The 19,146-nt window shown below is 67.0% G+C and carries 24 protein-coding genes and 1 tRNA gene; 7 read left to right on the top strand and 18 right to left on the bottom strand.

Annotation, left to right across the window (positions count from 1 at the left end; translation table 11 throughout):
* The first annotated feature begins 11 nt into the window (after window positions 1-11).
* The 5 genes from E5P3_RS07860 to E5P3_RS07840 are packed head-to-tail and all read left to right on the top strand — an operon-like array spanning window position 12 to window position 4,270.
* A complete protein-coding gene (locus E5P3_RS07860) occupies window positions 12-983 on the top strand; it encodes an amidohydrolase family protein (RefSeq protein WP_162585462.1) in 972 nt (323 codons plus the stop codon).
* A gap of 35 nt (window positions 984-1,018) precedes the next feature.
* Entirely contained in the window at window positions 1,019-1,774 is a 756-nt protein-coding gene (locus E5P3_RS07855; RefSeq protein WP_269473973.1) for a maleate cis-trans isomerase family protein, read from the top strand.
* 13 nt (window positions 1,775-1,787) lie between these two features.
* Entirely contained in the window at window positions 1,788-2,621 is an 834-nt protein-coding gene (locus tag E5P3_RS07850; RefSeq protein ID WP_162585461.1) for an alpha/beta fold hydrolase, read from the top strand.
* Window positions 2,608-3,663 carry a 2,5-dihydroxypyridine 5,6-dioxygenase gene (locus E5P3_RS07845; protein ID WP_162585460.1) on the top strand — a complete coding sequence of 352 codons (1,056 nt, stop codon included), beginning with the start codon at window positions 2,608-2,610 and terminating at the stop codon, window positions 3,661-3,663. The genes E5P3_RS07850 and E5P3_RS07845 overlap by 14 nt, the downstream gene beginning before the upstream one ends.
* Window positions 3,653-4,270, top strand: coding sequence for an N-carbamoylsarcosine amidohydrolase (locus E5P3_RS07840; protein WP_162585459.1), 618 nt, complete (start codon window positions 3,653-3,655; stop codon window positions 4,268-4,270). Before E5P3_RS07845 ends, E5P3_RS07840 begins: the two co-directional genes overlap by 11 nt.
* Window positions 4,271-4,334: 64 nt before the next feature.
* On the opposite strand, the gene E5P3_RS07835 is transcribed toward E5P3_RS07840, so the two are convergent.
* From E5P3_RS07835 to petA, 6 genes are all read right to left on the bottom strand, one after another.
* Window positions 4,335-4,410, bottom strand: a tRNA-Thr gene (locus tag E5P3_RS07835).
* Between the two features lie 60 nt (window positions 4,411-4,470).
* A complete protein-coding gene (locus tag E5P3_RS07830; protein WP_162585458.1) occupies window positions 4,471-5,046 on the bottom strand; it encodes a ClpXP protease specificity-enhancing factor in 576 nt (191 codons plus the stop codon).
* A gap of 23 nt (window positions 5,047-5,069) precedes the next feature.
* Window positions 5,070-5,681 (bottom strand): glutathione S-transferase N-terminal domain-containing protein, encoded by a 612-nt coding sequence (locus E5P3_RS07825; protein WP_068684852.1) that lies wholly within the window; start codon window positions 5,679-5,681, stop codon window positions 5,070-5,072.
* Between the two features lie 95 nt (window positions 5,682-5,776).
* Window positions 5,777-6,532 (bottom strand): cytochrome c1, encoded by a 756-nt coding sequence (locus E5P3_RS07820; protein WP_162585457.1) that lies wholly within the window; start codon window positions 6,530-6,532, stop codon window positions 5,777-5,779.
* Between the two features lie 20 nt (window positions 6,533-6,552).
* Entirely contained in the window at window positions 6,553-7,953 is a 1,401-nt protein-coding gene (locus E5P3_RS07815; RefSeq protein ID WP_162585456.1) for a cytochrome b, read from the bottom strand.
* A 13-nt stretch (window positions 7,954-7,966) separates the two neighbouring features.
* Complete coding sequence (gene petA / locus E5P3_RS07810) at window positions 7,967-8,581, bottom strand: ubiquinol-cytochrome c reductase iron-sulfur subunit (RefSeq protein WP_162585455.1); 615 nt, start codon at window positions 8,579-8,581, stop codon at window positions 7,967-7,969.
* Window positions 8,582-8,735: 154 nt separating this feature from the next.
* Between petA and mscL the strand changes: the two genes are divergently transcribed.
* On the top strand, window positions 8,736-9,161 hold the full coding sequence (gene mscL, locus E5P3_RS07805) for a large conductance mechanosensitive channel protein MscL (RefSeq protein ID WP_162585454.1): 426 nt from the start codon (window positions 8,736-8,738) through the stop codon (window positions 9,159-9,161).
* On the opposite strand, the gene pdxA is transcribed toward mscL, so the two are convergent.
* A complete protein-coding gene (gene pdxA, locus E5P3_RS07800; protein ID WP_162585453.1) occupies window positions 9,148-10,194 on the bottom strand; it encodes a 4-hydroxythreonine-4-phosphate dehydrogenase PdxA in 1,047 nt (348 codons plus the stop codon). The genes mscL and pdxA overlap by 14 nt on opposite strands.
* Complete coding sequence (locus tag E5P3_RS07795; RefSeq protein WP_162585452.1) at window positions 10,191-10,967, bottom strand: Nif3-like dinuclear metal center hexameric protein; 777 nt, start codon at window positions 10,965-10,967, stop codon at window positions 10,191-10,193. The genes pdxA and E5P3_RS07795 overlap by 4 nt, the downstream gene beginning before the upstream one ends.
* Before the next feature lie 234 nt (window positions 10,968-11,201).
* Here E5P3_RS07795 and E5P3_RS07790 point away from each other — a divergent pair, with 234 nt between their 5' ends.
* Window positions 11,202-12,350, top strand: a complete 1,149-nt coding sequence (locus tag E5P3_RS07790) for a S1C family serine protease (protein ID WP_162585451.1) — start codon at window positions 11,202-11,204, stop codon at window positions 12,348-12,350.
* Window positions 12,351-12,359: 9 nt separating this feature from the next.
* Here the strand turns inward: E5P3_RS07790 and tatC are convergent, their stop codons facing one another.
* The 10 genes from tatC to E5P3_RS07740 all read right to left on the bottom strand — a co-directional run bounded on the left by tatC (window position 12,360) and on the right by E5P3_RS07740 (window position 19,132).
* Window positions 12,360-13,160 carry a twin-arginine translocase subunit TatC gene (tatC, locus tag E5P3_RS07785; RefSeq protein ID WP_162585450.1) on the bottom strand — a complete coding sequence of 267 codons (801 nt, stop codon included), beginning with the start codon at window positions 13,158-13,160 and terminating at the stop codon, window positions 12,360-12,362.
* A gap of 66 nt (window positions 13,161-13,226) precedes the next feature.
* Window positions 13,227-13,685, bottom strand: a complete 459-nt coding sequence (gene tatB, locus E5P3_RS07780; RefSeq protein ID WP_162585449.1) for a Sec-independent protein translocase protein TatB — start codon at window positions 13,683-13,685, stop codon at window positions 13,227-13,229.
* Window positions 13,686-13,689: 4 nt separating this feature from the next.
* Entirely contained in the window at window positions 13,690-13,929 is a 240-nt protein-coding gene (gene tatA, locus E5P3_RS07775; RefSeq protein ID WP_162585448.1) for a Sec-independent protein translocase subunit TatA, read from the bottom strand.
* A 69-nt stretch (window positions 13,930-13,998) separates the two neighbouring features.
* Complete coding sequence (locus tag E5P3_RS07770) at window positions 13,999-14,358, bottom strand: histidine triad nucleotide-binding protein (RefSeq protein WP_162585447.1); 360 nt, start codon at window positions 14,356-14,358, stop codon at window positions 13,999-14,001.
* The gene (locus tag E5P3_RS07765) at window positions 14,348-14,737 is read right to left on the bottom strand and encodes a DUF4870 family protein (protein WP_162585446.1); all 390 of its coding nucleotides are present in this window, start codon (window positions 14,735-14,737) and stop codon (window positions 14,348-14,350) included. The genes E5P3_RS07770 and E5P3_RS07765 overlap by 11 nt, the downstream gene beginning before the upstream one ends.
* Window positions 14,738-14,752: 15 nt before the next feature.
* On the bottom strand, window positions 14,753-15,115 hold the full coding sequence (locus E5P3_RS07760) for a phosphoribosyl-ATP diphosphatase (RefSeq protein WP_162585445.1): 363 nt from the start codon (window positions 15,113-15,115) through the stop codon (window positions 14,753-14,755).
* Window positions 15,116-15,198: 83 nt separating this feature from the next.
* Complete coding sequence (gene hisI, locus E5P3_RS07755) at window positions 15,199-15,600, bottom strand: phosphoribosyl-AMP cyclohydrolase (RefSeq protein WP_162585444.1); 402 nt, start codon at window positions 15,598-15,600, stop codon at window positions 15,199-15,201.
* Window positions 15,601-15,663: 63 nt separating this feature from the next.
* The gene (hisF, locus tag E5P3_RS07750; protein WP_162585443.1) at window positions 15,664-16,443 is read right to left on the bottom strand and encodes an imidazole glycerol phosphate synthase subunit HisF; all 780 of its coding nucleotides are present in this window, start codon (window positions 16,441-16,443) and stop codon (window positions 15,664-15,666) included.
* A 23-nt stretch (window positions 16,444-16,466) separates the two neighbouring features.
* Window positions 16,467-17,309 carry a D-hexose-6-phosphate mutarotase gene (locus E5P3_RS07745; RefSeq protein WP_162585442.1) on the bottom strand — a complete coding sequence of 281 codons (843 nt, stop codon included), beginning with the start codon at window positions 17,307-17,309 and terminating at the stop codon, window positions 16,467-16,469.
* Window positions 17,310-17,437: 128 nt separating this feature from the next.
* Window positions 17,438-19,132 (bottom strand): autotransporter family protein, encoded by a 1,695-nt coding sequence (locus tag E5P3_RS07740; RefSeq protein ID WP_232073445.1) that lies wholly within the window; start codon window positions 19,130-19,132, stop codon window positions 17,438-17,440.
* Window positions 19,133-19,146: the final 14 nt, after the last annotated feature.

Below are 19,146 nucleotides of genomic sequence, written 5' to 3'. Positions count from 1 at the left end.
GAGTATTTTTGATGACGAGGATTCGCAAGATTGCGCTGGAAGAGCATTTCATGGCGCCCGGCTTCGAGCGCTATTCGAAGAGCTTCATGCAACACATCGATCCGGCCGTGTACGAGGAGCTGTCGCGCCGGCTCACGGATTTCGATGCGCTGCGGCTCGACGAGATGGATCGCGCAGGCATCGACCTGGTCATCCTGTCGCAGACCGGCCCGGGCGTGCAGGGCGAGACGGACCTGCGCGCCGCCATTGACGGCGCAAAGATGAACAACGACTTTCTCGCCGAGCGCGTGGCGCGCCGCCCGACACGCTACGCCGGCTTCGCCGCGCTGCCGATGCAGGACCCGAAGGCGGCCGCAGACGAGCTCGAGCGCGCAGTCGTTCAGCTCGGCTTCAAGGGCGCCCTGGTCAACGGCCACACGCAAGGCACCTACTACGACGACCCGGCCTACGACCTGTTCTGGGAACGCATGCAGGCCCTCGACATGCCGCTGTACCTGCACCCGATCGACATGCCGTCGATCCCTGCCTCCTTTGCGGGCCACCCGGAGCTGCACGGCGCGGCGTGGGGATGGAACGTAGAGACCGCGACGCATGCGCTCAGGCTCCTGTTCGGCGGCGTGTTCGACCGCTTCCCGCGCCTCACGCTGGTGCTCGGCCACATGGGCGAAGGCCTGCCGTTTCAGCGCTGGCGCTTCGACAGCCGATTCGCCGCCTACCCGCACGGGCTCACGCTGCAGCGCGCGCCTTCCGAATACATCGGCAGCAACATCGTGATCACCACCTCCGGCGTGTGCTCGCACGCGACGCTGGCCGGCGCGATCGGCGAAATGGGTGCCGAGGCCGTGATGTTCTCGGTCGACTATCCCTATGAATCGACGGCAACCGCGGCCGACTTCATCGAGACCGCACCGCTCGACGAACGCACGCGCGCGCTCGTGTGTCACGGCAATGCCGAGCGCCTGTTCAAGCTGAACACGGCCTGAGCCTTCTTGCCCATTCAATCAACGAAGGAGCCACCATGCCCCAGACAAGCTACCGCATCGGCCAGATCGTGCCGAGCTCGAACACCACCATGGAGACCGAGATTCCCGCCATGCTGAGCGCGCGCCAGCTGGTGCGGCCCGAGCGCTTCACCTTTCATTCCAGCCGCATGCGCATGAAGACGGTGAAGAAGGACGAGCTGGCCGCGATGGACGCCGAATCCGACCGCTGCGCGCTCGAGCTGAGCGATGCGCGCGTCGACGTGCTCGGCTATGCCTGCCTGGTCGCGATCATGGCTATGGGCCATGGATACCACCGAAGCTCCGAGCAGCGCCTGCGCGGGCGCACCGAGGAGAATGGTGGCAACGCGCCGGTGGTAACCAGCGCCGGCGCGCTGGTCGACGCGCTGAAGGTGATCGGCGCCAAGCGCATCGCCCTGGTGGCGCCGTACATGCGGCCGCTCACCGAGCTGGTGGTCGACTACATCCGCAACGAAGGCTACGAGGTGGTCGACTGGCGCGCGCTGGAGATCCCCGACAACCTCGAAGTCGGCCGCCACGATCCGACACTGCTGCCGGGAATCGTCGCCGGCATGAACACGCGGGACGTCGATGCGATCGTGCTGTCTGCCTGCGTGCAGATGCCGTCGCTGCCCTCGGTCGCCAAGGTCGAGGCCATGACCGGCAAGCCCGTGGTGACCGCCGCCATCGCGACCACCTACGCCATGCTGAAGGCCCTCGACCTCGAGCCGGTGGTGCCTGGCGCGGGCGCGCTGCTGTCCGGCGCGTACTGAAGCGGACCCGCCGATGACGGACAGCACATTCCTGTACGGCGCGAACCTGCGCGCCAACGGCATCCGCCAGCACTACCTGCGCTACGGTGGCAAGGGCCGGCCGGTGGTCGTGGTACCGGGCATCACCAGCCCGGCCGTGACCTGGGGCTTCGTCGCCGAGCGCTTCGGCCGCCATTTCGACACCTACGTGCTCGATGTGCGCGGCCGTGGCCTGTCGGAAGCGTCGGCCTCGCTCGACTACGCGCTGGACGCCTGCGCGGCCGACGTCGGCGCGTTCGCTGAAACCCTCGGACTCGACGGCTACGCGCTCGTCGGCCACTCGATGGGCGCGCGCATCGGCATCCGCGCCGCGCGCCATCATGGCGGCCGACTCGAACGGCTGGTTCTCATCGATCCGCCTGTCTCCGGCCCGGGTCGGCGCGCCTACCCCGCCAAGCTGGACTGGTACATCGACTCGATCCGCCTCATGCGCGACGGTGCCGGCTTCGAGGCGCTGCGCGCCTTCTCGCCGACCTGGACCGATGCCGAGCTGCGCCTGCGCTCCGAATGGCTGCACACCTGCGACGAGCGCGCGATCGTCGCCACCTACGACGGCTTCCACCAGGACGACATCCACGCCGACCTGAGGCACATCGAGGTGCCGACGCTGCTCATCGCGGCCGGCCGCGGCGACGTGATCCGTCCGACCGATCTCGAAGAACTGCAGCAGCTGATGCCGGCGATGCAGGTCGCGCACGTGCCGAACGCGGGCCACATGATCCCGTGGGACGACGCGTCCGGCTTCTACCGCGCCTTCGGCGATTTCCTCGGTGTTCCTTTCGAAGGAGAAACCCATGCCCGTCAGTGACCATCAGTTGATCGGCGCCTGGAACCAGGTGCTGACCCTGTCGAGGCTCGAGCCCGGCCAGACCGTGACCGTGCTCACCAGCGCCGCCACGCACCCACAGACGCTGCAGTGCGCGCTGGCGGCCGCGCAGGCCAAGGGCGCGATCGTCAACCGGCTGGACCTGCCGCCGGTCAACGCCGAGAAATCGCTGAGCCGCGACAGCCTGGCCTACCTGGGAACCACGCCGCTCACCGGCAACAATGCGGCGATCGCCGCGCTCAAGGCGAGCGACCTGGTCCTCGACCTGATGACGCTGCTGTTCTCGCCCGAGCAGCACGAGATCCTGGCCTCGGGCACGAAGATCCTGCTCGCGGTCGAGCCGCCCGAGGTGCTGGTGCGGATGCTGCCCACCGAGGCCGACCGCGCGCGCGTGAAGGCCGCGGCCGCGCGCATCGCCCGCGCCACGCGGATGCATGTCGTCTCCGACGCCGGTACCGACCTGCGCTGCCCGCTGGGCCAGTTCCCGGCGATCAGCGAATACGGCTTCGTCGACGAGCCCGGGCGCTGGGACCACTGGCCTAGCGGCTTCGTCCTGACCTTCCCCGACGAAGGCGGCGCCAGCGGGCGCATCGTGATCGACCGCGGCGACATCCTGCTGCCGCAGAAGGCCTACGCCGCGGACCGCATCGTGCTCACGGTCGAGAAGGGCTATGCGACGAAAATTGAAGGCGGCCTCGACGCCGAACTCCTGAACGATTACATGGCCTCCTTCCACGACCCCGAGGCCTACGCAATCTCGCACATCGGCTGGGGCTTGCAGCCGCGCGCGCGCTGGTCGACGCTGGGCCTTTACAACCGCGAGGCTTCCATCGGCATGGATGCGCGCGCCTATGAAGGCAACTTCCTGTTCTCGCTCGGCCCGAACAACGAGGCGGGCGGCAGCCGCACGACGGCCTGCCACATCGACATTCCGCTGCGCCGCTGCACCGTGCGGCTGGACGGCGAAGACATGGTGCGCCACGGCAAGGTGCTGGATGGAATGGGGCCCGACGATGCACGCTGAAATCGAGACCTACGAACGCCAGGGCTTCGGCGCTTCGCTGCCGCTGCGGGGCCCGGTGGGCCTCCTGATCGTGGACTTCGTCAATGGCTTCGCCGATCCGGAGGTCTTCGGCGGGGGGAACATTCCCGCGGCCATCGCGAATACAGTCCCGCTGCTCGCCGCCGCGCGCGAACGGGGCTGGGCCATCGCCCACAGCCGCATCGTCTATGCGGATGACGACGCCGATCACAACATCTTCTCGATCAAGGTGCCCGGCATGCTGAGCCTCAAGGAGAAGACACCCAACAGCGCCATCGTGGCCCAGCTCGCGCCGCGCGCCGGGGAACTGGTCGTGCGCAAGACGGTACCTTCAGCCTTCTTCGGGACTTCGCTGGCTGCCTGGCTGGCGCAGCGCGGCATACAGACGCTGCTGGTCGCGGGCGCCGTCACCAGCGGCTGCGTTCGGGCCAGCGTGGTCGATGCGATGTCCTGGGGCTTCCGGCCGCTGGTCGTCTCGGACTGTGTCGGCGATCGCGCGCTGGGTCCGCACGAGGCAAGCCTCTTTGACATGGATCAGAAGTACGCGACGGTGATGAAGAGAGACGACGCGCTCAGGTCACTCGAGTGATCGCAAGCCTTCGGAGGGAAAAGAAGAAAGCCCGGATGGTCTTGGACTCATCTGGGCTTGTTTGTGGTGCCGCTTGTCGGAATCGAACTGACGACCTACCGCTTACAAGGCGGTTGCTCTACCAACTGAGCTAAAGCGGCATCGGAATGGGCGTTGATTCTAACGGCGTCCCCGCGCGCGCCGTCCGGTCGCTTCTGCTGCTACTTGATGCGTTTCAGTGAAGGACGCGAACCACCCGCACCCGGTGGCCGCGGGGGATCTTCCGGGTCCGGCGGCGTAGATGCCGTCGTTGTTGCCGCGGCGTCCTCCGTCGCGCTCTCGCCGCTGATCAGGTGCACCACCTTGCCGGCATCGGCTTCCGCGCCGCGGGAGGCATCGCGCAAGGGCACGCGCGCCGCGGGCGCTGCCAGACCCGCTTGCGTGCCGCCGGCATCGGCCGGCGCCGCGGTAGGAGCCGGCGCCGGAAAGGCCATGCCTTGGCCGTTCTCGCGCGCATAGATCGCGATCACGCGGCCGACCGGCACGCTGATCTCGCGCGCGGTGCCGGCGAAGCGGGCCTTGAACTCGATGAAGTCGTTACCCAGCTTGAGCGAGCTGGTCGCATCGAAGCTGATGTTCAGCACGATCTCGCCGTTCTTCACATACTCGCGCGGCACCTGCACGGTATCGTCGACTTGCACCGCCACGTAGGGGGTGAAGCCGTTGTCCGTGCACCATTCGTACAGCGCCCGGATCAGGTACGGACGGGTCGAAGAGGACTCCAGCGCATTGATCATGGAAAAAGCAGCAGCGTTCGCGTTTACTTGCGCATGACCTTTTCGGACGGCGTCAGCGCTTCGATGTAAGCCGGGCGCGAGAAGATGCGCTCGGCGTATTTCAAGAGCGGTGCCGCATTCTTGCTCAGGTCGATGCCATAGTAATCCAGGCGCCAGAGCAGCGGCGCAATGGCGACATCCAGCATCGAGAAATTGTCGCCAAGCATGTATTTGTTCTTGAGGAACACGGGCGCGAGCTGTGTCAGCCTGTCGCGGATGTGCGAGCGGGCCTTTTCCAGCGCTTTCTCGTTGCCCTTGGCACTGCGGTTCTCAAGCGTGGAAACATGGACGAAGAGCTCCTTCTCGAAATTGAGCAGGAACAGGCGCACGCGGGCGCGGTCGACCGGGTCGCCGGGCATCAGCTGTGGATGCGGGAAGCGCTCGTCGATGTACTCGTTGATGATGTTCGACTCGTACAGGATCAGATCCCGCTCGACCAGGATAGGCACCTGGCCGTACGGGTTCATCACGCTGATGTCCTCGGGCTTGTTGTAGAGATCGACGTCGCGGATCTCGAAGTCCATGCCTTTTTCGAACAGCACGAAGCGGCAGCGATGGGAGAAGGGGCAGGTCGTTCCTGAATACAAGACCATCATGGCTTAAGGCTCCTAAAAACTAAAAAGAGTGGGTTGCTCTGGGCAACCCACTCCGCAAGGACGCGTGCCCGCAAAGCCGGGTCGCGTTCCCTCTGTTACTTCACGTCTTTCCAATACGAGGCATTGAGACGCCACACGAAGACCAGCGCCATGACCAGGAACAGCAAAACCCAGACGCCGACGCGGATGCGGGTGTTCTGCGCCGGCTCGGCCATCCATTGCATATAGGCCACGAGGTCGCCCATCGCCTGGTCGTACTGAAGCGGCGTCATGGTGCCGGGCGTGACCTGCTCCCAACCCTTGAACACCTCGGCCGCATGGCCATGGGACTCGACCTTGTCGAAGACGGGGCGGCGATCGCCCTGCAGTTCCCACAGCACGTGAGGCATGCCGACGCTGGGGAACACCAGGTTGTTCCAGCCAGTCGCCTTGGTGTCGTCGCGGTAGAAGGTGCGCAGGTAGGTGTAGAGATAGTCGGCCCCGGTGCCGCCGTGGCCGGCGCGCGAGCGGGCGACCAGGGTGAGGTCGGGCGGAACGCCGCCGAACCAGGCCTTGGCCTGGAGCGGGTCGAGGTTGGCCTTCATGGTCTCGCCAACCTTGTCGGTCGTGAACAGCAGGTTGTCCTTGATCTGCTGCTCGCTGATGCCGATGTCCTGCAGCCGGTTGTAGCGCATGAACGCCGCCGAATGGCAGTTGAGGCAGTAGTTGACGAACAGCTTGGCACCGTTCTGCAAGGCAGCCAGGTCGTTGGTCTTGTTGGGCGCCTTGTCCCAGGCGAGGCCGCCCTCGGCGGCATGCGCGCCGGCGACGATGCCGAGCGCTGCGATCAACGTGAGGATCAGTTTCTTCATTGTTGTGTGCTCCGGCTCTCTCAGTGCGCGTGGAAGGTCACGCGCTCGGGCACCGGCTTGAATTCGCCGAGGCGGCTCCACCACGGCATCAGCAGGAAGAAACCGAAATAGAAGAGCGTACCGACCTGCGACACGCGCTCGCCCGTCGGTGACGGCGGCTGGACGCCGAGGTAGGCAAGGACCACGAAGTTGATGACGAACAGGCCGTACAGGTACCAGTGCCAGCCCGGACGGTAGCGGATCGAGCGCACCGGGCTGTGGTCCAGCCAGGGCAGGAAGAACAGGATGATGACCGCGCCGCCCATCACGACAACGCCCCAGAACTTGGCGTCGATCGACAGCATCATTGCCGCGACGCCGACGGCGACGATCACGATGACGGCCTTGAAGATCGCTGCGACGCGCGCCTTCCAGACGCCGAAGACGGCGGCCGCGATCACGCAGGCGATCAGTGCATACATCATCTCGCTGGTGATCGCGCGCAGCATCGAATAGTAGGGTGTGAAGTACCAGACCGGCGCGATGTGGTTCGGCGTCTTCAGCGAATCGGCCGGGATGAAGTTGTTGTACTCCAGGAAGTAGCCGCCGGCCTCGGGCGCGAAGAAGATCACGGCCGAGAAGATGGTGAGGAACACCACCACGCCGAAGATGTCATGCACCGTGTAGTACGGATGCGAGGGAATGCCGTCCAGCGGATGGCCGTCGGGGCCGCGCTTGGCCTTGATCTCGATGCCATCAGGGTTGTTCGAGCCCACCTCGTGCAGCGCGATCAGGTGCGCGACCACCAGGCCCAGCAGCACCAGCGGCACCGCGATGACGTGGAAGCTGAAGAAGCGGTTGAGCGTGGCGTCGCTTACCACGTAGTCGCCGCGGATCAAAAGGGCCAGGTCGGGGCCGACGAAGGGGATGGCGGAGAACAGGTTCACGATCACCTGCGCGCCCCAGTAGCTCATCTGGCCCCAGGGCAGCAGGTAGCCCATGAAGGCCTCGGCCATCAGGCAGAGGAAGATGGCGCAGCCGAAGATCCAGATCAGCTCGCGCGGCTTGCGGTAGCTGCCGTAGATCAGGCCGCGGAACATGTGCAGGTACACGACGATGAAGAAGGCCGAGGCACCCGTCGAGTGCATGTAGCGGATCAGCCAGCCCCAGGGCACGTCGCGCATGATGTACTCGACCGAGGCGAAGGCCAGCGCCGCATCGGGCTTGTAGTGCATCACGAGGAAGATGCCGGTCACGATCTGGATCACGAGGACCAGCATGGCCAGCGAGCCGAAGATGTACCAGAAGTTGAAGTTCTTCGGCGCGTAGTACTGGCCCCACTGGTCGTTCCACAGCTTGGTCAGCGGGAAGCGGTTGTCGACCCAGTTCAGCAGCTTTTCGCCGGCGGGGGCGTTGGGCGAGATTTCCTTGAATTCAGCCATGTTCCTTTGCTCCTCAGGCCTTCTTGTCTTCGCCGATAAGAAGGCGCGTGTCGGAGAGGTACATGTGCGGGGGCACCGGCAGGTTGTCGGGTGCGGGCTTGTTCTTGAAGACGCGGCCGGCCAGGTCGAAGGTCGAACCGTGGCAGGGGCAGAGGAAGCCGCCGTGCCAGTCGTCGGGCAGCGAAGGCTGCGGGCCGGCCTGGAGCTTGTCGATCGGCGAGCAGCCGAGGTGGGTGCAGATGCCAACGACCACCAGGACCTCGGGCTTGATCGAGCGGTTCTCGTTGCGCGCGTACTCGGGGGTGAACTCGTCGGGGTTGCGCTTGGACTGCGGATCGGCAAGCTGGCCGTCGAGCTTGGGCAGCTCGGCAATCTGGGCCGCAGAGCGCTTGAGGATCCACACCGGCTTGCCGCGCCATTCGACGGTCAGCTTCTCGCCCGGCTGTAGACCACCGATGTCGACCTCGACCGGCGCACCGGCTGCCTTGGCTTTTTCAGAAGGCTGGAAGGTGCTGACGAACGGGATGGCGGTGGCCACTCCGCCCACTGCGCCGGCACAGCCTGATGCGATCAACCACGTCCGCTTGCTGCTGTCGATCCGCTGGCGGCCGACGGAGATGTCACTCATGGGGGTCCTCAGTCTTCTTCGATGGGGGCTTGGGTCAACCGACGATTGTAGCGGAGCGTCACAAGCGAATTCAACGCGAGTGCAAGGCGTGGCCGCCGGCCAGGCGCCCCCCTATACTGCCGCGGTCCAACAACAAGCGCGCGAGGTAGCCCCCATGAGTTTCCTGAAGGAGTTTCGCGAGTTCGCCGTCAAGGGCAACGTGGTCGACCTCGCGGTCGGCGTGATCATCGGCGCCGCCTTCGGCAAGATCGTCGATTCCATCGTCGCCGACATCATCATGCCGGTGGTGGGCCTGGTGTTCGGCAAGCTCGACTTCTCGAACCTCTACGTGGTACTGGGCACGATACCGGCCGGTGTGGCCAACAACCTGGCCGACCTCAAGAAGGCCGGCGTGCCGGTGCTGGCCTACGGCAACTTCATCACCATCGTGGTCAACTTCGCGATCCTCGCGTTCATCATCTTCATGATGGTCAAGCAGATCAACAAGCTGCGTCGCAAGCACGAGGAATCACCGCCGGCCGGACCGCCCGAGGACATCATGCTGCTGCGCGAAATCCGCGACGGCCTCAGGCGCCCCTGAAGGCCAGCGCGCGCGCCATCCGGATCGCCTCGACCAGGCTGCTCGCGTCGGCCCGGCCGCTGCCCGCGATGTCGAAGGCGGTGCCGTGATCGGGGCTGGTGCGCACCAGCGGCAGCCCCAGCGTCACGTTCACGCCCTTCTCGACGCCCAGGTACTTGACCGGGATCAGGCCCTGGTCGTGATACATCGCGACCACCACGTCGAATTCGCCGGCATGCTGCGCGGTGGCGCGGGCGCGCATGAAGACGGTGTCCGGCGCATGCGGCCCGTCGGCGGCGATGCCCTCGGCACGTGCGGCCGCGATGGCCGGCGCGATGATGTCGCGCTCCTCGGTCCCGAACAGCCCGCCCTCCCCCGCATGCGGATTGAGGCCGGCGACGCCGATCCTCGGCGCGTGCCCCAGCAGCGAGGACAGCGAGTCGTGCGTGATGCGCAGCGTCTGCAGCACGCCTTCGAAGCTGACGGCATCGATCGCCGCACGCAAGGACATGTGGATGCTCACGAGCACCGTGCGCAGCTCGTCGTTGGCCAGCATCATGCGCACCGGGACATCGGCAACCGGCCGGCCCAGGTAGGCGGCGGCCTCGGCCTGCAGCAGTTCGGTGTGCCCTGGAAAGGCATAGCCGGCGGCGGCCAGCGCCTCCTTGTGCAGCGGCGCGGTCACGATTGCCGCCACCTCGCCGCGCAACGCGGCGCGCGCGGCCCAGACCACGCAGTCGCCCGCGATGCGGCCGGCGAGCGCGCTGATCGCGCCGGGCGCGATTGCTGCATCGGGCGGGCGCACCGCCTGCAGCACGGGAATGCAGCATGGCGGCACGGCGAGGGCCTCGGCTGGCGCCTCGATCAATGCAACCGGCAGCGCGAGTTGTCCCGGCGCTTCGAGCGCCTGCGCCGCTTGGCGCACGATCCCCAGGTCGCCGGCCACGAAGCAGCCTCGAGTGAGTTCGGGCGCATCGCGAAAGGCACGGGCGATGATCTCCGGGCCGATGCCCGCGGCATCGCCCAGGGTGATGGCGAGGACCTGGCTCTTCACGCCGGGTTGTCGATGTCGATGAATTCGTGCGCGAGGCCCAGCTGCGCGGCCACGTGGGCCGCCACCGCGGGTGCGCCATAGCGCTCCGTCGCATGGTGGCCGCAGGCGAGGAAGGCAACGCCCATCTCGCGCGCATAGTGGGCCTGCGGCTCCGAGATCTCGCCCGTGATGAAGGCATCGGCGCCGGCCGCGATCGCGGCCTCGAAATAGCCCTGCGCCCCGCCCGTGCACCACGCGATGTTGCGGATCGGCCGCGGCGCCGGCACGTCGACCAGGGTGATCTTCTTGCCGAGCGCCTTCTCCACATCCGCGGCGAGCGCGCGGGCGTTGGCGAAGGTCTCGCCATTGACTCGCGCGCCGAGGAAGCCGATCTCCTGCTCGCCGAAGCGGCCGGTCGCACCCGCGTGCGCGACCAGGCCCAGCTTCAGCCCGAGCTGGGCGTTGTTGCCGAGCTCGGGATGAGCGTCGAGCGGCAGGTGGTAGGCGAACAGGTTCACGTCGTCGCCGAGCAACAGCCCCAGGCGCTGTTTCATCCAGCCGGTCACGCGGCCGTCCTGTCCGCGCCAGAACAGGCCGTGGTGGACGAAGATCGCGTCGGCCTCGGCAAGGATGGCGGCCTCGATCAGCGCGCAGCTCGCAGTCACGCCGGAGACGATCTTGCGCACCGAGGTGCGACCCTCGACCTGCAGTCCGTTGGGGCCGTAGTCCTTGAAGCGCTCGGGGGCGAGCAGCAGGTCGAAGGCGTGCAATAGCTCGTGTCGGGTGGTGCTCATCGCGCCATTGTGGCCTCGCAGCGCCGAGACTTGAACGGCGGTTCGCCTTGCCATGTTGCCGCCGGGGGTGCTGGACAGCGCGCAGACGGCAGGGTTTTCCATGAGGAGACAGGAGCCATCGGAATAGGCCCCCTTCCGGCTCATGCGCACCGGAACCGCCCGACCGTTGGGGGACAATGCGGCTCTTGAAGCCGGCTTTCACGGCAACGCTGCAACCCTCTTCTCCTCTTTTTCATGAAACGCACCTGGCTGTTGTTCGCCCAAGCCGTGACCGTGATGCTCGCGGCCTATTTCGTCGTCGCCACGCTCAAGCCCGAATGGATCGGCCGCCGCGCCACCTCGCTGGGCGGCATGGTGTCGGTGATCGAGGCGCCGGTGTCCAGCCCCTCGGTGATCGCGCCGGGAAGCCTGAGCGCGGCGGCGAAGAAGGCCTCGCCGGCGGTGGTCAGCATCAACACCAGCAAGGCGGCGCAGCGCAGCCCGCGCAGCGATGACCCGTGGTTTCGCTTCTTCTTCGGCGACCAGGGCGACCAGCCGCAGATCGGGCTGGGCAGCGGCGTGATCGTCAGCACCGATGGCTACATCCTCACCAACAACCACGTGGTGGAAGGGGCCGACGAGATCGACGTCACGCTCAACGACAGCCGCCACGCGCGCGGCAAGGTGATCGGCACCGACCCCGACACCGACCTGGCGGTGCTCAAGATCGAGCTCGACAAGCTGCCGGTGGTCGTGCTGGGCGACTCGGACAACCTGCAGGTGGGCGACCAGGTGCTGGCCATCGGCAATCCCTTCGGCGTCGGCCAGACCGTCACCAGCGGCATCGTGTCGGCGCTGGGGCGCAACCAGCTGGGCATCAACACCTTCGAGAATTTCATCCAGACCGATGCCGCCATCAATCCCGGGAACTCGGGAGGCGCGCTGGTCGACGTCAACGGCAACCTCCAAGGCATCAACACCGCCATCTACTCGCGCTCGGGCGGCAGCATGGGCATCGGCTTCGCGATTCCGGTCTCGACGGCCAAGCAGGTGCTGGAAGACATCGTCAAGGAAGGCAAAGTGACGCGCGGCTGGATCGGCGTCGAGCCCAACGACCTCTCGCCGGAGCTGGCGGAGACCTTCGGCGTCAAGGCCAACAAGGGCGTGATCATCACCGGCGTGCTGCAGAACGGCCCGGCCGCACGGGCGGGCGTGCGCCCGGGGGACGTGATCACCGGCGTCGGCAAGAAGCAGATCGGCAACGTGCAGGAGTTGCTGACGGCGGTCGCGGGCCTCAAGCCCGGCAATCCTTCGCGCTTTGCGCTTCAGCGCGGCAGCGACAAGATGGAGCTGGACGTCACACCGGGCCCGAGGCCCCGCACACCGATGCGCCGCGCAGAGTAGGCCGGCCGCTCAGGGCTGCTGCGCCGAATCGGCGCTTTCCTCGGGCGCCTTGCTGTGCTTGACGAAGTAACGCGCAGCCACGATGCCGACTTCGTAGAGCACGCACATCGGGATCGCCAGCGCAAGCTGGGAGACCACGTCGGGCGGCGTAAGCACCGCCGCCACCACGAAGGCCAGCACGATGAAATAGCCGCGGAAGCTCTTCAGCTTCTCGATGGTGACCATTTCGAAGCGAACGAGCAGCATCACGACGATCGGGACCTGGAAGGCGACGCCGAACGCTAGATAGAGCGACAGGATGGCTTCGACGTACGACGCAATGTCCGGCGTGGCCGCCACCGCCTCAGGCGTGAATTTCTGGATGAAACCGAACATCTTGTCGAGCACGAAGAACTGCACGAAGGCGATGCCCGCATAGGCCAGGAAGCTGCCGAAGATGATGAGCGGCAGCGCGAACTTCTTTTCGTGGCTGTAGAGGCCGGGCGCGACGAACATCCACGCCTGGTACATGAGCCACGGCAGGGTCAGCAGCACCGAGGCCATCAGCAGCGCCTTCAGCGGCACGAAGAAGGGCGAGAACACGCCCACTGCGATCAGCTTGGCATCCGGCGGCATGTGGGCGCGGATGGGCACCGCGATGAGGTCGATCAGCCCGCTCGGGCCGGGCCAGATTGCCAGCAGGATGCCCGCGATCGCGAGCCCGTAGACGCAGTAGAGCAGACGGTCGCGCAGCTCCATCAGGTGCGCGACGAAAGGCTGCTCGGTGCCGGCCAGCTCGTCGTCTTTGTTCTTGTCGGGGGAATCGGCCATGTGGGGGAGCGCTGCGGGCAAAGGTGGGAAGGCGCGCTGCACGCGGCCGGAACGAGCGGACGGCTCTCAGTTGATCTTGTGCGGACGGTAGCGGGCCACGCGCGCCGCGCCCGAAAGCGCCCGGGTGCGCACGCCGTTGCGTGCCTTGTACCACTGTGGCATGGCGCCCTGCTTCAGGCGCCACTTCTTGCGGGGATGCTTGTACTCGGGGTAGCTCGGCGTGGGCTCGGCCAGCTCGGAGCTCGTCTGGCCGATGTCGGAGAACTGCTTCTCGAAGTCGCTGGCGCCGGTCTGGATACTGTGCTCGACATCGCGGGCGGCGTCCTGGACCGTGTCCTTCATCTTGCGCAGCTCGTCCAGGTCCATCGAGCGGTTGACCTCGGCCTTGACGTCGTTCACGTAGCGCTGGGCCTTGCCCAGCAGCGTGCCGACGGTGCGCGCGACCCTGGGCAGCTTCTCAGGGCCGATCACGATCAGCGCGACCGCGCCGATCAGTGCGATTTTCGAGATGCCGAGGTCGATCACGGAATCAGGACTTCTGGCGCGCTTCGACGTCGATGGTCGACTTGTCGGCGTTGGCGCCGTTGGCGCTCACCTGGGGATTGGGGGTGGCGGGCGTCTCGGCCGCCGAGCCGTCCTTCATGCCGTCCTTGAAGCCCTTCACCGCGCCGCCCAGGTCGGAACCCATGTTGCGCAGCTTCTTGGTGCCGAAGATCATCACGACGACGAGCAGCACGATCAGCCAGTGCCAGATGGAAAGTGAACCCATGGATTACTCCTGAAGAAGTGTTCGATTTTAGTCGGCGCGGAAGACAGCCCCTGCGCGCAGCGGGGAATATCAACCCTTGAGCCAGGGGCGGGGGCCGCCCATGACGTGCACATGGAGATGCTGGACTTCCTGCCCGCCCTCGGCGCCGGTGTTGACGACGATGCGGAAGCCGCCCTGCGGGTAGGGCCGGCAGCCCTGCTCCAAGGCCAACTTGGGGGCCAGGGTCATGATCCGGCCGAGCAGCGCCGCATCGTCCGGCGTGACCTGGGCCATCGAGGGGATGTGGCGCTTGGGCACCAGCATGAAGTGCACGGGCGCCCAGGGCGCGATGTCGTGGAAGCCGAACAGCTCCTCGTCCTCGTAGACCTTGCGTGAGGGGATCTGGCCGGCGATGATTTTGCAGAAGATGCAGTTCGGATCAGAGGACATTCGAAGGCTCCATGGAACGGCCCGCATTCATGCGCACCATCCCCTTGACGATGCGATAGAGGAACCACAGTGAAATCAGCGCCCAGGCGATCCAGCCGGGCAGCAGCAACAGCAGCCAGAGCCAGGAGGTCAGGATGTAGGCCAAGCCGGCCCACAGCACAGAGCGGATGCGCCAGCTGAAGTGCGATGCCTGCCAGCTGCCGGCCGCGTCGTCGCGCTTGACCAGGTCGATCACCAGCGCGATCAGCAGCAGCGCGATCGAGGCCTGCGCGCCGGGCAGCACGGCGCCCACCGCCACCACCAGATGCAGGATGTAACTGATCCAGCCCCAGGTCTTGAGCGACGAATCGGGTTCCACGGTCACGAGGTCATTGGGCATGCCGTCCTCTCGGTCTCAGTCGTTGGAAGCTTCGCGGTCTTTCGCCTTGCGCAAAGCCTTCTCCTCGATCCCGCTGGTGCCCTCGCGCCGTTCGAGTTCGGCCACCACATCGCGCGGGGAGAAGCCGTAGTGGGCCAGGGCCACCATGCTGTGGAACCAGAGATCGGCCACTTCGTTCACTATTTTCGTGCGCTCGCCGCCATGGTCCGCGTCCTTGGCCGCCATCACCACCTCGGTGGCCTCCTCGCCGATCTTCTTGAGGAAGGCGTCGGGGCCACGGTGCAGCAGGCGGGCGACGTAGCTCCTCTCGGGGTCGCCGCCTTGCGCCGGCAGGCGGCTCTCGATCACGGCGGCCAGGCGGGCCAGTGCGTCTTCCATGGGGCGTTGTGGGGCGTCGGCGGTCAAAAGGCGACCTTCGCCTTCGGCTGCGGTGCGAGCACCTTCGGGGGGCCGTGCCGTGCTCATCGGGGCGAGGCGGAGTAGATCATTGCGGGGTCTTTCAGGACCGGCTCGGTGACGGTCCACAGGCCGTTCTCGTACTTGCTGAAGAAGCAGCTGTGGCGCCCGGTGTGGCAAGCGATGCCGGGCTCGTGGCCGGTCTGCGTGACCTGGAGCAGGAGCACGTCGTTGTCGCAGTCCATGCGGATCTCGTGCACGGCCTGCACGTGGCCCGACTCCTCGCCCTTGAACCAGAGCTTGCCGCGCGAGCGGCTGAAGTACACGGCGCGGCCCAGCTCCGCCGTCTTTTCCAGGGCCTCGCGGTTCATCCAGGCGAACATCAGCACGTCCTTGCTGCCGCGCTCCTGCGCGATCACGGGCACCAGGCCGCTCGCGTCCCACTTCACTTCGTCTAGCCAGTTCATGTTGGACATTGTCGGGGATTCGCATGACAGGACGCCGGATGCGGACGGATGTCCGCTCCCCTTTCACATCCGCACAGGAATCCCGCGCGCCGCCATGCAGGCCTTGGCCTGGCCGACGGTGTATTCGCCGTAGTGGAAGATGCTGGCTGCCAGCACCGCGTCGGCGCCGCCGGTCTGGATACCGTCGGCCAGGTCATCCAGGCTGCCGACGCCGCCGGAGGCGATCACCGGCACGCTCACCGCGTCGCTCACCGCCCGTGTGAGCGCGAGGTCGAAGCCGCTCCTGGTGCCGTCGCGGTCCATGCTGGTCAGCAGAATCTCGCCGGCGCCGCGGCGTGCCATCTCGACCGCCCATTGCACCGCGTCCAGGCCGGTGTTCTTGCGGCCGCCATGGCTGTACACATCCCAGCCCGGGCCACGCAGGGCCTCGTCCGCGGCGGAGCGCCGCTTGGCGTCGATCGCGACCACGATGCACTGGGCCCCGTACTTGCGCGAGGCGTCCTCGATGACCTGCGGATTCGCGATGGCGGCCGAGTTGAAGCTGGTCTTGTCGGCACCCGCATTGAGCAGCCGGCGCACGTCTTCCACGGTGCGCACGCCGCCGCCGACGGTCAGCGGAATGAAGACCTGCGAGGCGACCGCCTCGATGATCGGGAGGATCAAGTCGCGGTCGTCGCTGGTGGCCGTGATGTCCAGGAAGGTCAGCTCGTCGGCGCCCTGCTCGTTGTAGCGGGCGGCAATCTCGACCGGATCGCCGGCATCGCGCAGCTCGAGGAAATTGACGCCCTTGACGACGCGGCCGCCGGTCACGTCGAGGCACGGGATGATGCGCTTGGCAAGCATGGTGGGTTCGGTCGGAATAAGGTTCAGAGGACGGTGAGCTGCTGCCAGCCTTGCCAGCTTCCCCCCGGCGCCAGCATCACGGGTTCGTCGACGCGCGCGGCCTCGACGCAGAGCATGTGGCGCCAGCCGTCGTTGGGGAGGTCCGACAGTTGGGCGCTCAGCGCCGGACCCGGGTTCCAGACCACCGTTTCGGTGCAGCTCGCGCTCTGCGCGATCTCGAGCGTGCCTGAAGGCTGCACCAGGTGCAGGGGCTTGGCGGGCGCCGCGTAGACGCTGTCGAACTCGGTGCCGAAGCGCAGCGCGGGGGCGAGGTCCACGTGGCGATCGTCACGCACTGCATCCCAGCGGTTGGCGCCCTGCAGGCCTTCGAGCGATGCCTGGACGATGTCGTCGACGCGCAGGTAGCTGTGCAGCGCGGCGGCAAAGGACCAGGGCGCGCCACCGGTGTTGTCGATGGCGAGCGCCACCCGCAGCGAGCGGGGCGCCAGGGTCACGGCCAGCCTGGCGTGGAAGGCATGCGGCCAGATCGCCCGCGTGGCCTCGTCGTCGTGCAGCGAGAAAACAAGGGTGTCCGACTTGTCGCCGCCGCCAGGGGGTTCGGCCCGCCAGGCAACATTGCGCACGAAACCGTGCTTCGGCAGCGGCCCGCGCTGGTTGAACTGCGGCCAGCACACCGGCACGCCGCCACGGATCGCACTCTGACCATCGAAGCGCGCCTCCGGGCTGAGGTAGAGGCGCTCGGCGCCATCCGCGGTGGTCCAGGACAGCACATGGGCGCCGTGCAGCGCTACCGTGCAGGCGCTGCCCTCGGCCAGGGCGAGGCGCAATGCGGGCTGGCCATGGAAATCGAGCTCTTTGAGAGACATGGCCCCATTCTAGGTTTGGCGTGCGACCGCCGAGGCCGCCACGGCAGGGTGAGCTGGGCCGGCTAACGCGATGCGGCCGCCATGGGTGAGCTGTCGCCAGCACTGAGCGCGTCAAGCGCGCGTTCAGCCTACCAGCGCACCCGCAACCCCGCCGAGGCATTGAGCTGCGACTTCACGCGCGTGTCGCCACCCGAAGCCCACAGCTTGCCCACTTCGCCGTAGAGGCTGGTCGATTCGCTCAGCCCCAAGGTGAAGCCCGTTGCCAGTTCGGTGGAGCTGCCGCCCCTGCTGCTCGCGATGGCCGTGCTGGCCGCCGGGTTGGTGAAGCGGGTGACATCGTTGCCGCCCGAGGCGCGGTACAGGTTCACCCGCGCATAGGGCTGCAGCCGGCCTGCGGGGGTGGCGATGTCGCCCTTGACGCGCACGCCCACGCGGGCGAGCCAGCTGCTGTCGCGCGCCTGATGCACGCGCGCGCCGGCGATGTCCACGTCGTCGAGGTCCAGGCGCTGGTGCACCAGTTGCGCCTGCGGCTGGATCTGCCAGCTCTCGCCGAGCGCGAAGGACTGCCCGAGCTCCAGCGAGGCGCTCAGGCTGCTGGCCTTGCCCTTGGTGCGCAGGCTGGCCTGCGGCTTGACCTCGTAGCGATGGCGCCCGGCCTGCAGCACGCCATCGACATAGAAGCCGCTGGTGTCGGTATAGGTCGCATAGCCGCCCAGGTACTGGCTGCGCAGGTCGTTGCTGCCGACGGCGAGGTTGGCGATGCCGCGGGCGAAGCCCTTGACCTGCATGTCGCCGTCGAGCTGGCCGGCATAGACGCCGGCGCGCCAGTGGGCGTTGGTCCAGAGATCGGTGCCGGCCTGCAGGCCGCTCAGGCGGCCCTCGCTGTGCGGGCTGACGGTGCCGCCTTGCTGGATATTGCGGCCGGTGCTGAGCACACGGCCCCAGGCGCGACGCTCGCCGGTGGCGGATGCTGTAGCGGTGCCTTGGGCGCCGGCCGCTGTGCGCACGTCGTCGTCGCCGATGCGCTGGTGCAGGTTGCCGAGCATGGCCAGGTTGCCCTGGCGCAGCTGCTCGGGAAGCGCTGCGAACAGGGGCACTTCGGCGCGGTAGGTCGGCACCTGGATGGGGGCGGCCGATGGAGTCGGCGGCGGCAGCAGCGGTGACGGATCAACAGGTGCCGGGGATGCCGGCGGAGGAGCCGGAGGAGCCGGTGGGGCTGGTGGGGCCGGAGGAGCCGGAGGCGCCGGCGGCGGGATGATGGTGCTGGTGGAGCGCAGGTACCAGTTCTCTCCGGCGCCCGCGGCATCGCCGGGCTGCAGGCGGTATTCGTACGCTCCGGCGTCCACGTGGCCGCCTTGCAGGGCGAAGGCGTCCTTGGTGCTTTGCGCGGTGGTGGTGGCGCCGTTGAGCGCACTCACCAGTTCGATGCCGTTGCCGGTGGTGAGCGCCCCCAGGCCGCCGAGGTTGACGACTTGAACGGTGGTGCGCCCGCCGGCGACGGCACTCGGACCGCTGAGGATCAGCCGATCGCTCGCGCTGGCGCTGTCTCCGAGGAAGGCGCCCAGGCGCAGGAGGCCGTTGTTGCCCGCATAAGGACCGGTGACGGTGAGGGTCGTGCCGGGTGTTGCGCCAATGAGGGAGACGGTGCCGGCGTTGGTAAGGGCAGCGATGCTCTGGCTGAAGCCCGCAGGCGCGAAGGCCAGCGTGCTGCTCGTGCCCTGCATGAAGATGCCGCTGCCGAAGGCCAAGCCGGCTTGCGCATTGCGGCCGGTACCTTGGCCCGCAGCCACGTAGTTGTCCCGCACCTCGGTGCTGCCCCCCAAGGTGAGCGAGCCAC

The organism is Variovorax sp. RA8, assembly GCF_901827175.1.
In the GTDB taxonomy this organism is placed as follows: Bacteria; Pseudomonadota; Gammaproteobacteria; order Burkholderiales; family Burkholderiaceae_C; genus Variovorax.
The sequence above is the reverse complement of the archived record's forward strand: the minus strand, read 5'-3'. Positions and strand labels throughout refer to the sequence as shown.

What these genes read in the sequence shown, in the direction of transcription:
- E5P3_RS07815 (WP_162585456.1), bottom strand. Translation starts at nt 7,953, where the DNA reads ATGGCTGAATTCAAGGAAATCTCGCCCAACGCCCCCGCCGGCGAAAAG.
- tatA (WP_162585448.1), bottom strand. Translation starts at nt 13,929, where the DNA reads ATGGGTTCACTTTCCATCTGGCACTGGCTGATCGTGCTGCTCGTCGTC.
- hisI (WP_162585444.1), bottom strand. Translation starts at nt 15,600, where the DNA reads ATGAACTGGCTAGACGAAGTGAAGTGGGACGCGAGCGGCCTGGTGCCC.
- E5P3_RS07830 (WP_162585458.1), bottom strand. Translation starts at nt 5,046, where the DNA reads ATGATCAATGCGCTGGAGTCCTCTTCGACCCGTCCGTACCTGATCCGG.
- tatC (WP_162585450.1), bottom strand. Translation starts at nt 13,160, where the DNA reads ATGGCCGATTCCCCCGACAAGAACAAAGACGACGAGCTGGCCGGCACC.
- mscL (WP_162585454.1), top strand. Translation starts at nt 8,736, where the DNA reads ATGAGTTTCCTGAAGGAGTTTCGCGAGTTCGCCGTCAAGGGCAACGTG.
- E5P3_RS07760 (WP_162585445.1), bottom strand. Translation starts at nt 15,115, where the DNA reads ATGGAAGACGCACTGGCCCGCCTGGCCGCCGTGATCGAGAGCCGCCTG.
- E5P3_RS07795 (WP_162585452.1), bottom strand. Translation starts at nt 10,967, where the DNA reads ATGAGCACCACCCGACACGAGCTATTGCACGCCTTCGACCTGCTGCTC.
- petA (WP_162585455.1), bottom strand. Translation starts at nt 8,581, where the DNA reads ATGAGTGACATCTCCGTCGGCCGCCAGCGGATCGACAGCAGCAAGCGG.
- E5P3_RS07770 (WP_162585447.1), bottom strand. Translation starts at nt 14,358, where the DNA reads ATGTCCTCTGATCCGAACTGCATCTTCTGCAAAATCATCGCCGGCCAG.
- E5P3_RS07825 (WP_068684852.1), bottom strand. Translation starts at nt 5,681, where the DNA reads ATGATGGTCTTGTATTCAGGAACGACCTGCCCCTTCTCCCATCGCTGC.
- E5P3_RS07845 (WP_162585460.1), top strand. Translation starts at nt 2,608, where the DNA reads ATGCCCGTCAGTGACCATCAGTTGATCGGCGCCTGGAACCAGGTGCTG.
- E5P3_RS07840 (WP_162585459.1), top strand. Translation starts at nt 3,653, where the DNA reads ATGCACGCTGAAATCGAGACCTACGAACGCCAGGGCTTCGGCGCTTCG.
- E5P3_RS07790 (WP_162585451.1), top strand. Translation starts at nt 11,202, where the DNA reads ATGAAACGCACCTGGCTGTTGTTCGCCCAAGCCGTGACCGTGATGCTC.
- E5P3_RS07745 (WP_162585442.1), bottom strand. Translation starts at nt 17,309, where the DNA reads ATGTCTCTCAAAGAGCTCGATTTCCATGGCCAGCCCGCATTGCGCCTC.
- hisF (WP_162585443.1), bottom strand. Translation starts at nt 16,443, where the DNA reads ATGCTTGCCAAGCGCATCATCCCGTGCCTCGACGTGACCGGCGGCCGC.
- E5P3_RS07860 (WP_162585462.1), top strand. Translation starts at nt 12, where the DNA reads ATGACGAGGATTCGCAAGATTGCGCTGGAAGAGCATTTCATGGCGCCC.
- E5P3_RS07765 (WP_162585446.1), bottom strand. Translation starts at nt 14,737, where the DNA reads ATGCCCAATGACCTCGTGACCGTGGAACCCGATTCGTCGCTCAAGACC.
- E5P3_RS07855 (WP_269473973.1), top strand. Translation starts at nt 1,019, where the DNA reads ATGCCCCAGACAAGCTACCGCATCGGCCAGATCGTGCCGAGCTCGAAC.
- E5P3_RS07820 (WP_162585457.1), bottom strand. Translation starts at nt 6,532, where the DNA reads ATGAAGAAACTGATCCTCACGTTGATCGCAGCGCTCGGCATCGTCGCC.
- E5P3_RS07850 (WP_162585461.1), top strand. Translation starts at nt 1,788, where the DNA reads ATGACGGACAGCACATTCCTGTACGGCGCGAACCTGCGCGCCAACGGC.